Annotated in this window: 12 protein-coding genes; 9 read left to right on the top strand and 3 right to left on the bottom strand. The window is 64.8% G+C overall.

Annotation, left to right across the window (positions count from 1 at the left end; translation table 11 throughout):
• Positions 1–169: 169 nt before the first annotated feature.
• A complete protein-coding gene (locus QF206_RS06715) occupies positions 170–1,384 on the bottom strand; it encodes an NADP-dependent isocitrate dehydrogenase (RefSeq protein WP_281488438.1) in 1,215 nt (404 codons plus the stop codon).
• 276 nt (positions 1,385–1,660) lie between these two features.
• Here QF206_RS06715 and QF206_RS06710 point away from each other — a divergent pair, with 276 nt between their 5' ends.
• From QF206_RS06710 to QF206_RS06700, 3 genes are read left to right on the top strand one after another with little or no spacing between them, the layout of a single operon-like run.
• A complete protein-coding gene (locus QF206_RS06710) occupies positions 1,661–2,116 on the top strand; it encodes a GNAT family N-acetyltransferase (protein ID WP_281488437.1) in 456 nt (151 codons plus the stop codon).
• 13 nt (positions 2,117–2,129) lie between these two features.
• Positions 2,130–2,894 (top strand): MGMT family protein, encoded by a 765-nt coding sequence (locus tag QF206_RS06705; protein ID WP_281488436.1) that lies wholly within the window; start codon positions 2,130–2,132, stop codon positions 2,892–2,894.
• Positions 2,863–3,264, top strand: coding sequence for an MGMT family protein (locus QF206_RS06700; RefSeq protein WP_281488435.1), 402 nt, complete (start codon positions 2,863–2,865; stop codon positions 3,262–3,264). Before QF206_RS06705 ends, QF206_RS06700 begins: the two co-directional genes overlap by 32 nt.
• Here the strand turns inward: QF206_RS06700 and QF206_RS06695 are convergent.
• Positions 3,242–4,045: an SDR family NAD(P)-dependent oxidoreductase gene (locus QF206_RS06695; protein WP_281488434.1), complete on the bottom strand. Its 804-nt coding sequence runs from the start codon at positions 4,043–4,045 to the stop codon at positions 3,242–3,244. The two genes, QF206_RS06700 and QF206_RS06695, sit on opposite strands and share 23 nt — an antisense overlap.
• Before the next feature lie 14 nt (positions 4,046–4,059).
• Positions 4,060–5,460 (bottom strand): dihydroorotase, encoded by a 1,401-nt coding sequence (locus QF206_RS06690; RefSeq protein ID WP_281488433.1) that lies wholly within the window; start codon positions 5,458–5,460, stop codon positions 4,060–4,062.
• Positions 5,461–5,623: 163 nt separating this feature from the next.
• Here QF206_RS06690 and QF206_RS06685 point away from each other — a divergent pair, with 163 nt between their 5' ends.
• From QF206_RS06685 to fgd, 6 genes are all read left to right on the top strand, one after another.
• The gene (locus QF206_RS06685; RefSeq protein WP_281488432.1) at positions 5,624–6,502 is read left to right on the top strand and encodes a carbon-nitrogen hydrolase family protein; all 879 of its coding nucleotides are present in this window, start codon (positions 5,624–5,626) and stop codon (positions 6,500–6,502) included.
• Entirely contained in the window at positions 6,502–7,818 is a 1,317-nt protein-coding gene (locus QF206_RS06680) for an aminotransferase family protein (RefSeq protein ID WP_281488431.1), read from the top strand. Before QF206_RS06685 ends, QF206_RS06680 begins: the two co-directional genes overlap by 1 nt.
• 75 nt (positions 7,819–7,893) lie before the next feature.
• Entirely contained in the window at positions 7,894–9,258 is a 1,365-nt protein-coding gene (locus QF206_RS06675) for an MFS transporter (protein WP_281488430.1), read from the top strand.
• A 67-nt stretch (positions 9,259–9,325) separates the two neighbouring features.
• Positions 9,326–10,225, top strand: coding sequence for a LysR family transcriptional regulator (locus tag QF206_RS06670; RefSeq protein WP_281488429.1), 900 nt, complete (start codon positions 9,326–9,328; stop codon positions 10,223–10,225).
• Between the two features lie 116 nt (positions 10,226–10,341).
• Positions 10,342–11,412, top strand: a complete 1,071-nt coding sequence (locus QF206_RS06665; protein WP_281488428.1) for an LLM class flavin-dependent oxidoreductase — start codon at positions 10,342–10,344, stop codon at positions 11,410–11,412.
• A gap of 145 nt (positions 11,413–11,557) precedes the next feature.
• Positions 11,558–12,562, top strand: coding sequence for a glucose-6-phosphate dehydrogenase (coenzyme-F420) (gene fgd, locus QF206_RS06660; RefSeq protein WP_281488427.1), 1,005 nt, complete (start codon positions 11,558–11,560; stop codon positions 12,560–12,562).
• Positions 12,563–12,609: the final 47 nt, after the last annotated feature.

Below are 12,609 nucleotides of genomic sequence, written 5' to 3'. Positions count from 1 at the left end.
CGCGCTGAAGCCACGAGCGACGAGCATTTCTGGTCGTCGCCGCGACGCCAGCCCCTGGCGCCGTCTCGGCGCCCGGCTCGGTCGTCTCGGCCATCGCACGACCCCACCGCAAACGAGAACGGCGCCCGCCTCCCGAGGGAGGGGCGCCGTTCTCGGCGGTGCGCTCGGCTCAGGCGAGCCGCGCCTTGAGGTTCTCGTCGAGGGTCGCGAGGAACTCCTCGGTTGTCTGCCACTGCTGCTCGGGGCCGACGAGCAGGGCGAGGTCCTTCGTCATCGCGCCTGACTCGACGGTCTTGATGACAACGTCTTCAAGCGTCAGCGCGAAGTCGATCAGGGCCTGGTTGCCGTCGAGCTTGCCGCGGTGCTGCAGGCCACGGGTCCACGCGAAGATCGAAGCGATCGGGTTCGTCGAGGTGGGCTTGCCCTGCTGGTGCTGGCGGTAGTGGCGGGTGACGGTGCCGTGCGCCGCCTCCGCCTCGACGACCTTGCCGTCAGGAGTGCTGAGCACGGAGGTCATGAGACCGAGCGAGCCGAAGCCCTGCGCCACCGTGTCGGACTGCACATCGCCGTCGTAGTTCTTGCACGCCCAGACGTAGCCGCCCTCCCACTTCATGGCCGATGCGACCATGTCGTCGATGAGCCGGTGCTCGTAGGTGAGCCCCTCCGCCTCGAACTGCTCCTTGAACTCGGTGTCGTAGATCTCCTGGAAGATGTCCTTGAACCGGCCGTCGTACGCCTTGAGGATCGTGTTCTTCGTCGACAGGTACACGGGGTACTTGCGGCTGAGGCCGTAGTTGAGCGACGCGCGAGCGAAGTCGCGGATCGACGCGTCGAGGTTGTACTGCACCTGCGCGATGCCGTCGCCGGGCGACTGGTACACCTCGAACTTCTGCGGCTCCGAGCCGTCCTTCGGGGTGAACTCGACGGTCAGCGTGCCCTCGCCCTGGAAGCGGAAGTCGGTCGCGCGGTACTGGTCGCCGAAGGCGTGGCGCCCGATGATGATGGGCTTGTTCCATCCGGGCACCAGGCGCGGAATGTTCGAGATGATGATCGGCTCGCGGAAGATCACGCCGCCGAGGATGTTGCGGATCGTGCCGTTCGGGCTCTTCCACATCTTCTTGAGGCCGAACTCCTCGACGCGGGCCTCATCTGGGGTGATGGTGGCGCACTTGACGCCTACGCCATGCTTCTGGATGGCGTGCGCGGCGTCGATCGTCACCTGGTCGTCGGTGGCGTCACGGTGCTCGATTCCGAGGTCGTAGTACTCGAGGTTGAGGTCGAGATACGGGTGGATGAGCGAGTCCTTGATCTTCTGCCAGATGATGCGCGTCATCTCGTCGCCGTCGAGCTCGACGACGGTGCCTTCGACCTTGATCTTTTCCACGGGCAAGTCCTCTCCTTTGACCGCCGACCATGTTACGCGACCTCGCTAGATCTCTCGATGTCGAGATATTTTTCCGGCACGGCGGATGCTGGGTTGCCGTCTTCCGATGGCCGAGACGGCCATCGGCGCTGGCGTCGCGGCGACGACCAGAAATGGTCGTCGCTCCAAGCTCCAGCGCGCTCGTGTCGAGATATCTTCTTGGAGCGTGGCGGCTCCTTCACCTCGAGGACGACGAAGATCCACCGCGAAGATGGGCAGAAGGATTACCCTGTGGCCATGACCGAGCTGCGACTGGAAGAACTGTCGGCGAAGAACATCGTCGCGGCGAACAGCCTCACGCTGCGCCCGGGGCAGGAGCAGTTCATCTCCCCGCCCTCGTACGCGATCGCAGACGCATACATCAACCCGGTGACCTCCTGGCCGCGCGTGGTGGTCGACGGTGACGACCACGTCGTCGGGTTCATCCGCGGCAACTTCGATCCGGATGCCGAGCAGGAGTACTTCCGCAGCTGCATCTGGCGCATCCACGTCGCGGCCGACCAGCAGGGGCTCGGTGTCGGCCGGTTCGCTGTGCTCGCGCTCGCCGACGAGGCGCGGTCGCGCGGCTTCAAGCGGCTCACCGTGATCTGGGAGCCGGGCGACAAGGGGCCGGAGCAGTTCTTCAAGAGCGTTGGCTTCAAGGTCATCGGTGAAACCGCATACGGCGAGAACATCGGGGCCCTCGAGCTATAAGTAAGCTGGACGAATGATCGAATCCACGGGTTTCACGATCCGGGTCGTCGAGATCGTCGTCTCGATCCCGGTTGGTCGCGCGCTCGCGATCTCGAAGGTCGCCGACCTCGCTGAGTCCGACGCCGACGCCATTCGCCACGTGCTCAACGCGCACCGCGAAGAAGGCCTGCCGTGGTGGCGCATCACGGGCGACGACGGTTCGCCGCTCTTCGGAGAAGAGGCCCCCGGCCGTGCGCTCGAGCGCTACCTGACGGAGCGCACGCCGATCATCCCCTCGAGCTCCGACTTCGGTTTCGCGGTGGATCTTCGCGCCGCCAGCCCGGAACCCACTGTGGTCGACACGATCGAAGCCGTCGCGGCCCCGATCGACCTGGCCGCGCCGGCCGTCCAGCCGGTCTCGGCAGCGGCCGCAGCGCACAACGCCTCGTTCGCGGCCGGCACGGGTGCCGACGCGGTCGCTGAAGACATCACGACGGATGCCGCTGCATCCGTCTCATCCCCCGACTCCCCTGCCTCGCCTCCGTCGCCCGAATCGGCGCCGTCAGCACCGTCCGCGCCCTCGGCCCCGGGTGACGCACCGACGCAGGTCATGACGCTCGACGCCGATGTGGAGTCGGTGCCGAGCGCTCCGGCGGATGTCGCTCCCCCGGTGTCGGCCGCTCAGCAGAGCGCTCAGGATGCCGCGGCGCAGCCCAGGCCCGTGCCTGCTGCAGCCGAGTTCTCGTTCGATGCTCTGCTTCGCGGCGATGACGAACGGAACAACGGCGAGTCGCGCTGATCGGCTCCGTTCTCCGGCCGGCGGTGCGCCGACGGGAGACGCGTTCACGGCTGCCGTGCTCGAGATCGTTGCGGCGATCCCCGCGGGGCGGGTGATGAGCTACGGCGACATCGCCGCTGCGCTTGGATCGAACGCGGCACGTCGCGTCGGACAGATCATGGCCTGGCACGGGGATGGACTCCCCTGGTGGCGCGTGGTTCGCGCATCGGGCGAGCCCCCGGCATGCCACGAGGGTGAGGCTCTTGAGCACTACCTCGCTGAGGGCACCCCGTTGACGCGCCGGGGCGAACGTCCTCGCATCGACATGCTCAGCGCTCGTCACCGAGAATGGCTTGAGAGAGCCGATGTCAATCAGCGCGTCGCGCGGTGAGTCCGCCGTCGACTACGATTTGCTGTCCTGTGATGTACCCGCTGTCGTCGGAGCTCAGAAAGCGGATCACCCGGGCGACATCGTCGGCCACTCCGACGTGACCAACAGGGATCACAGCACCGGCGCGTGCGAGGTTGTCACGCCCGAGCGAGTTCGCGCCGTCAAGAGTCTGCGGCGTCTCGATGAGCCCTGGAATGACAGCGTTCACGCGTACGCCTCGGTCGCTCAGCTCCAGCGCCAGAGCGCGGCAGAGACCGAGCACTCCAGCCTTCGCAGCAGCATAGTGAGCATGACTGCTCCAGCCATAAATGCCGCCCGCGATGGACGAGATGGCGACCATCGCTCCCGGGCCCGTCATGCGGGCCGCACCCGACCGGAACGTGCGCATGACCCCGGTTAGGTCCACGTCGATGGTGTCATTCCACAACGAGTCGACCATTTCCTCCAACGGAGACCTGCGGGCGATGCCCGCCGCGGCGACCACGATGTCGAGCCGCCCGTACCGGTCTATCGCGGCCTGCGCGAATTCATCGACCTGACTGCTCTCGCGCACGTCGAGCGGAACCGCGATGCACTCGCCGCCCGCTTTTTCCACGGCGGCAATGGCCGAGGTCGCATCGTGGGGATCGCCGGGGTAGTGGCCGATGACTGTGCGCACCCCCGCCCGAGCGAACGCGACGGCCGTCGCCCGGCCGATGCCGCTCGCCCCACCGGTAATGAGCGCGACTCTTCCTTGGAGACCGTCGTCGCGAGGGAGCCCGCTTCCGCTGGCCGTTTGCAACCGCGCTTCCGTGCTCAAGTCAGCACCCGTGCCGGGCGGGTGGGATTGCGACGCTCCCCCTCGAGAAAGACCATGTCGCCCCGCGCGATCGTCGCCCAGACCCGGTGGCCGAACGTCCTCCCATCGTAAGGAGAATGGGTAGCTACGCCCCCTAGCTCGGCGGAGTCGAACACCGCAGGGGTGGCGTCGATGATCGCGAGGTCGGCGTCAGCACCGAGCGCTATCGTCCCTTTGCCTGCAAGCGCGAACCGAGCGGCGGCGTTCTGCGACGTGAGCTCAGTGATCATCGCGGCAGAGATTTCGGGATCGCCGGCTCGGCGATCGAACATCATGGGCAGGATCACCGCGCTGCCATTTGGAATGCCGGGCCGGGCCTCCCAGATCGTCCTGTCGGCCTGCTTCGTTTTCGCATCGAAGGGGCAATGGTCGCTCCCCAGCACGTCGAGCGCGCCGCCCTTCAAGGCCGCCCACAGTGCGGCCTGGTCGAGCGCGCCTCGAAGCGGCGGATTCGCCTTACCCCACACACCGATCGGGGACTCACAGGTGAAGAGGAGGAAGTGGGGACACGTCTCGAACACCGCATCGACACCCACAGCGTGCTCCCGCAGCAGCGCGATGTCTTGGCCCACGCTCATGTGAGGGATGGTGACCGGGCAGCCCGTTTCGCGAGCGAACTGGAGCACACGCTGTACCGCTTCGGTCTCAGCCAGGCTCGGACGCGCCCTCGTCCACGCAGCAAGCGATCCATCGGGCTCATCGTGTTGCACTCGTGCTCGCGCCGCTTCGATGATCTCCATGTTCTCCGCGTGCACTGCCAGACGACCACCGGGAATCTTGGCAACCTCGGACATAAGCACGACGATGGAAGCGTCGTCGATTCCTCGGATGCCGCTCGGCGACGCCTCGGCCCCCTTGTACCCCATGAAGCACTTGAACGCGCGCACACCGAACTCGCGATGCAAGCGGGGGACTTCTGAGATCTGATCGGGCGACACGATTCCCAGCTGTGGGAACACGTCCACCGCGCTGCGCTCGGACACCGCGTCTGCGAGCTGGCCCATGATGTCGTCGTAGCCCCCAGCGGAGATGATGTACGGGCAGATCGTCGTCACGCCGCCCGACGCGGCCATGCGGGTTTCGGTAACGAGATCTTCGATCACCGTCTGGGGCCCGTTACCGAGGTGCACGTGCACATCGACCGCCCCGGGCACGACCGTGCGCCCGGCCGCGTCGAGCTCTTCGGGTGCCGACAGCATCCCGGGTTCAGTCATCGCGACGATCTTGCCCTCGGCGATGCCGATATCGATCAACTGCTCGCCATCCCGAGAGCCATCGACGCGCGCGTTTCGAATCAAGTAATCGCATCGGGCATCAGAGTCCATGCCGAACAGCGTGCCAAACTGCGCGCCAGACATCCAAGACCGAATACTGCAGTGAGTGAGACAACGGGAGTCCTAATCGTCCGGACACGATTATGTAGCAGCGCGTCCGAGTAAGGGATGAACTCGGTATTGGACATGACTGATACCGCGGTGACAGCGTGGCACGCATCAGTTCCAACGACGATCAGGAGCCACCGTGGTAACGACGCGCATTGCTGTCGCCCAGTTCGAAAGCACCGCCGAAGTACAAGCAAATCGCGACAAAATGGTCGCTCTGACGAAGGAAGCGGCGGCCGGCGGCGCCGATCTCGTCATGTTCCACGAACTGGCGACGACCGATTATTTCTGTTACGACGACGAAGAGAGCAAGCACTTCGCACTGGCAGAGCCAGTGCCGGGTCCATCGACGGACGCCCTGCTCGAGGCGGCCAGATCCACGGGTGTCGCGGTACTGCTCCCGCTGTACGAGGTTGATGCCGCAACCCGGTACAACACCGTGGTGTACCTGGACCCCGAACGCGGAATTCTCGGGAAATACCGCAAGACGCATATCCCCGTGCTCGGCGCAACGAATGGACAGAAGGGCGCGAACGAGGGCTTCTATTTCGATGCCGGCGACACCGGATTCGTGCTGCCCGGTCCCATAGCAGGTCTTTCGACCGGTTCTGCGATCTGCTACGACCGTCATTTCCCAGAAAGCGGCCGCGCCTATGCCATGCAGGGGGCCCATCTGCTGTTCGTACCGACCGCCTCCTATCGCGACTCCATTATCAAGGAGATCTGGAAAGCAGAGCTTCAGACCTTCGCCTTCCAGAACAGCATCTATGTCGCCGGTGTCAACAAGATCGGCCCCGTGCTCGGCGATGGAGTGAAGCCCGGCTCGCGTTACCCCGGTGGCTCCGTGATCTTCAGCCCCGAGGGTCGAGTGCTTGCCGAGTGCGGTGACGGCGAGGAGATCGCCTACGCGGATGTCGATGCGGAGCACTGCGAGCGAGTGCGCGCTGGAGCCATGAACTTCCTGAACGCGCGCCAACCGCAGCACTACGGGCTGCTCGTATCTTCAGGCGCGGAATAGTGGCTGACAGCGCGACAAGCGTTACGAGCCCCGGGAGCCTGCTCGGCTGGCGGGCACGTCGCGAGCTGCCGTATGTGCGTCGAGGCAGTGGCGTCTTCCTCGAAGCAGAAGACGGCGTCAATTACTTGGACGGCAGTTCCGGCGCGCTTGCCGCCGCGCTCGGACACGGGCGCGGCGACATGGCAGCGGTGCTGAGCAACCAGGCGATGTCCGTCGCGTTCGCGCACCGCACTCAGTTGAGGAATCGGGCGACCGAGGAATTGGCCGATCTGCTCGCCCAGCGGGCGCCCGGTGATCTCTCGAGCTCGATGTTCGTGAGCAGCGGCTCGGACGCCAACGAGCTCGCCCTCGCGCTCAGCATCAGATATTGGCATGGCGAGGGGCACCCGGAACGGCAGCATGTTCTAGCCCGAGGGCGCAGTTATCACGGCGCGACATTGGGTGCGCTGTCGCTCACGGGACTCGCGGAGCGCCGGGCGGTGATGGAACCGCTCCTGTTCGAAGTGCCACGGCTGCCTTCCCCGGGCCCCGATCTCGACGCCGAGGGTGAGAGCCGCCTCCTTGCAGAGTTGGAGACCGCTCTTTGCTCGGTGCAACCCCACCACGTCGCAGCGGTGATGATCGAGGCCGTGAGTGGAACGTCGGGCGGTGCAATTGTTCCGCCGCGTTCGTACACCGATCGAATTCAGCGCTTCTGCCGCGAAACCGGAGCGCTACTCATCGTCGATGAAGTCATGAGCGGGTTCGGCCGCACCGGAAGGCTCTTTGCATTCGAGCACCTCGGCCTCGAACCGGATGTCGTCACGTTCGGCAAGGGCGTCAGCGGTGGCTACTGTCCCCTCGGCGGTGTGATCGTCACTACTGCAGTGGCGGAACGACTCGACGAGCTCGGTGGCGTCGGTCTCGGGCACACGTACATGAACACGCCCCTGCCGAGCGCCGTCGGCCTCGCCGCGTGCAGAATCATCCTCGCTGAACAGTTCCTGTCGTCGGTTCACGCAAGAGGAGAGGAACTGCGGACACAACTCCGCCTGCTCCGAGAGCGGCACTCCGAGCGGATCAGCAGTGTTCGCGGTGTCGGGTTGATGAACGCGGTCGAGATAGTGGCACGCCCCGACGATCGACAGTCAAGCGCGGGTCTGCTGTTAGGCGCGATGAGGGATGCGGGTCTGCTGCTCTACCCGGCCACGTCTCATGTGCCTGGCTCTTCGACCACCCATGTCGTGATGGTGGCGCCTCCCCTGGTCATCACCGCCGAGGAGGTGAACGAGTTGGTCCGAAGGTTCGACCGAGGGCTGACACGGTACTTCGAATAGCTGGAGGGCCGAAGCCGGCGAATGCAACGGGAGCGTCAATGCCGACGCCCCGCCTACCAAGACAAAGGAGTTCAGGTGAGCACACAAGACAACGCGAGCGGGGAACCAATGGTCACCTCGCCGTCCATGATGCGCCGAGTCATCATTTCCTCTACGGCGGGCACCGCCCTCGAATGGTTCGATTACTTCGCGTACGGCACGGCCGCCGCCCTCATCTTCAATGCGGTCTTCTTCTCGAACCTCGACCCGGTAACTGGAACGCTCGTCGCGTTCCTGACTTTCGCAGCCGGATTCTTGATGCGGCCCCTGGGGGCGATCTTCTTCGGCCACTTGGGCGACAAGCGCGGTCGCCGTTTCACCCTGATCCTCACAATGACGATCATGGGCGGCGCGACCGGCCTCATTGGATTGTTGCCGACCTACGACGCAATCGGGGTGGCCGCGCCGATCCTGCTGCTCTTGCTGCGTCTTGTCCAGGGCTTCTGCCTGGGCGGTGAGTGGGGCGGCGCCACCACTCTCGTGCTCGAACACGCTCCGAAGAAGCGGCGTGCTCGTTACCAGATGTTCGTGCAGCTCGGGGCGCCGTTCGGCACCCTGATGTCAACCGGGCTCTTCAGCCTGTTCAGCAATCTTCCCGGCGACGGATTCGCCACGTGGGGTTGGCGCGTCCCGTTCCTCGTGTCGTTCCTGCTCTTGGCGATCGGCCTCTATATGCGACTCGGCATCGAGGAGTCGCCGCTGTTCGCGCGAGCGGCGCGTGCTCAGCAACTCGAGAAGGTACCGCTCGCCGCGCTGCTGCGGACCGCCTGGGGACGGGTCATCGCCGGAATCTTCATGGTGCAGCTCAGCGCGAGCGGTTTCTACGTTGTGACGACGTTCATGACCAACTACGGAACGGCCACGCTGAACCTTCCCCGCGATCTCATTCTGAATGCAATTCTCATCGGCACTGTGGTGCAGATTTTCATGATCGCGATGTACTCGTGGCTGGCGGACCGCTTCGAGGTGACCAAGGTATTCATCGTCGCCGCAATCGCGGCCTCAGCCTGCGCCTTCCCTGTCTTCGCCATGGTCGAGACGAAGGAGACCGCGCTGGTGCAGCTGGGAATCGTGATCGGCATCGCGCTGGTGACTTCGCCGTTCGGGATCGTCGGAGTGATCCTCGGTCGCTTCTTCACGGACGCGATCCGATACAGCGGCCTCGCGGTGACGTACAACATCGGAAGCCTGGTGGGTGGCTTCATGCCAGCGCTCGGTGTGACGATTCTTGCTACGTCGGGAGGCAGTTCGTGGGGCGTAGCGCTCTTGCTCGCGATAATCGGGCTGGTCTCGCTCGCCGGGTGCTTGCTCGGCATGTTGCTGATGCGGCGCCACCACGCCCGCAGTGGCGCTCGAAGCCTCTACGCGAGCGATGAACTGGATGCAGAAGCGATCGCCTAACCTCGGCATGTTTCGAGTCCCGTCCTAACGCTATACCTATTAGGACGGGACTCGTTATGCTCCCGCAATGGAACTGAGACACCTCACCGCATTCGTCGCGGTGGCCGAAGAACTGCATTTCGGTCGTGCCGCGGCCCGACTGCAAATGGCCCAGCCGCCCCTCAGCCAGCGGATTAGGCAGTTGGAGCGAGAGTTGCGGGTGGAACTCTTCGAACGAACGACTCGCGCTGTTCGCCTCACAGAGGCGGGCGAGGCGTTGTTGAAGCCCGCGATTCGGGTGCTGGACGATGTCGACGTCGCCATTCGAGCCGCACGATCGGGCGGGCGGGGTGAGCTCGGTCGAGTATCACTCGGGTTCTCAGGCGCTTCGAGTCACCTTCACCTTCCGCGACTCGCAGGCGCGGTGCGAGAGCACCACCCGGGACTGCGGCTGGTCCTCTCCCGCCAGAACTATGCCAACGATGCGCTCTCCGAAGTGGCTGATGGGTCGCTCGATCTCGCCTTCGTGCGACTGCCGATCAATCGGGACGGTGTGGCCCATCGCATCATCGAGCAAGAGGAACTGGTCGTGGCGCTGCCGGCCCATCACCGCCTGACCTCACTACCTCGCATCGATCTTTCGGATTTGGCAGAAGAACCGTTCGTCACATTTCCGGGTATCGTCGCGTCCTCGGTGCGCGATGCGCTCGTCCACGCGTGTGTCGAAGCCGGATTCAGCCCCCAGATCGCACAGGAAGCGCCTGATACCTACACGATCCTTGCGCTGGTGGCCGCTGGAGTCGGCGTGACATTGACACCGTCGTCCGTGCAGCACGCGCGCGATGACCTCATCTTCCGGCCGCTGTCCGGGCCTCCCCGAGTGCTGCACGCCGCGCTGGCTTGGCGCAGCAACAACCACTCCCCCGCCCTGCAGAAGGTGCTCCGAATCGCGGAAGAGGTCCTCCCGACCCCTGCCGCCGGCGATTAGGTGCGTTGCTCTCCTCAATGAGAGACGAATTCGATATTGGACACGTCCCAACGCCGTCAGCAGGCTTGAAGGCCTAGGCCTCCCGCCCGGGGATGCCACGACAGCCGAAGGTGACGATGAAGACGCCGAATGAGATCGCGGAGCTTGCCGGATCGCTGAGATCGCCGATGAAGTACGGATTCGCAGTCCTCGATCGCCCATCAGTTCCGGAACAGCTCGAACTCGCTCAACTCGCTGAAGAGAACGGCTATTCCTCGATCTGGGTCTGCGAGACTCGGCTCGCGCGGGACGCGATCTCGGTGATGGGCGCGATCGCCGCCCGCACACAGCGGATCCAGATCGGTTCGGGAGTAGTGAACACGTGGAACCGCAACCCAGCACTCATGGCAATGACGTTCGCCACATTGAACAACCTTGCTCCAGACCGCGTCATCATGGGGCTCGGTGCCTATTGGGACCCGCTGGCAGCGAAGCAAGGGATCGTTCGGTCGAAGCCGCTGACGCAGATGCGTCAATACGTCGACGTTGTGCGCCGGTTGCTCGCCTTGGAGGAAAACGTTACGTTCAAGAGCGATCTGTTGAGCGTCGACGGACTCAGCCTTGACCTCGGGCACGGGGATCCGCGAGTACCACAGAACGTCCCCATCTATCTGGGACCTACGGGTCCCAAGATGATGGAACTTGCGGGCGAAGTCGCTGACGGCGCACTGATCAACGGCCTGCTGAAGCCCGACTACATCGTCGAAAGCATCGAACACATCCGGATCGGCGCCGAGCGCGCCGGCCGGGCGCTCGATGACATTGCCAAGCCCGTGTACGTCAACGTCGCGCTGGACGAAGACGGCGACAACGCCAGGCGCGCGGCACGGCGGCTCTACGCCATGTACCTCGGGCAGCAGCCGCATATTGGCCTTGCCAGCGGGCTTCCCGAGGAATTTCTCGCGGAGGTGAAGCGCGTGGTCGGCCAATGGCCCTCCCGGCCCGAAGCCCTCGACGAGGCGACCGAGCTCGTCACCGAAGATATCGCATTGAACTACATCGCCGCTGGTACCCGTGAGGAGTGCCAGGAGCAGCTGAAGAAGTGGGAGGCGACGGGCGTTGACGAAATCGTCATTCTCCCGTTGACCGAGAACTACGAAGCGATGATCGAGGCGTTCCGTCCGGCGCCAGCACTCTCATCTGTGTAACGGCGAAGCGCAATAAGGATGGTTCATACATTGAACCGGTGGTTCATTCTGGTGGCACTCGCTCCCCATGATCAGCGATACTGAGAGGGGCATCGCTGACCGGCGCCTTACCACTACGGCAACGCCGCCGACCAAGGAGAGATCTGTGCTGAAACTGGGACTCAAGGCATCCGCTGAGCAATTCGCACCGCGCGAACTCGTCGAACTCGGAGTGATGGCCGAGGAGTACGGCCTCGACAGCGTGACCGCGAGCGACCACTTCCAGCCCTGGAGGCACAACGGCGGGCACGCACCGTTCTCGATCTCGTGGATGACGGCGGTCGGTGAGCGCACCAAGCGCGTCATGATCGGCACGTCGGTGATGACGCCGACGTTCCGGTACAACCCGGCCGTCGTCGCGCAGGCGTTCGCGACCATGGGGTGCCTGTACCCGGGACGGGTGATGCTCGGAGTCGGCACCGGCGAGGCGCTGAACGAGATCGCCACCGGCTTCGCCGGCGAGTGGCCCGAGTTCAAGGAGCGCTTCGCGAGGCTCCGTGAAGCCGTCGACCTGATGCGCGAGCTGTGGGTCGGCGACCGGGTCAGCTTCGACGGCGAGTACTACAAGACCGACGGCGCCTCGATCTACGACGTGCCGGAGGGCGGCATCCCGGTGTACATCGCTGCCGGCGGGCCGATGGTCGCCCGCTACGCCGGCCGTGCCGGCGACGGCTTCATCTGCACGTCGGGCAAGGGCATGGAGCTCTACACCGAGCAGCTCATGCCCGCCGTCGCGGAGGGCGCCGCGAAGTCGGGCCGCGAGCTCGAAGACCTCGACCGGATGATCGAGATCAAGATCTCGTACGACACCGACGCGGATGCCGCGCTGGAGAACACCCGCTTCTGGGCACCGCTCTCGCTGACCGCCGAGCAGAAGCACTCCATCGAGGACCCGATCGAGATGGAGGCCGCCGCCGACGCGCTGCCGATCGAGCAGGTCGCCAAGCGGTGGATCGTCGCCTCCGACCCCGACGAGGCCGTGGAGCAGATCAAGCAGTACATCGACGCCGGTCTGAACCACCTGGTGTTCCACAACCCCGGTCACGACCAGAAGCGGTTCCTCGAACTCTTCCGCCGCGACCTCGCACCGCGCCTCCGCGCACTCTCCTGAGCGTCGCGTGACCGCTTGCCCTGCGGCTCGCCGCTCGGAGGTGAGGC

Origin of the sequence: Ruicaihuangia caeni (assembly GCF_029952955.1) — a bacterium.
GTDB lineage: Bacteria > Actinomycetota > Actinomycetes > Actinomycetales > Microbacteriaceae > Ruicaihuangia > Ruicaihuangia caeni.
This window is presented reverse-complemented; position numbering and strand designations above follow the sequence as displayed.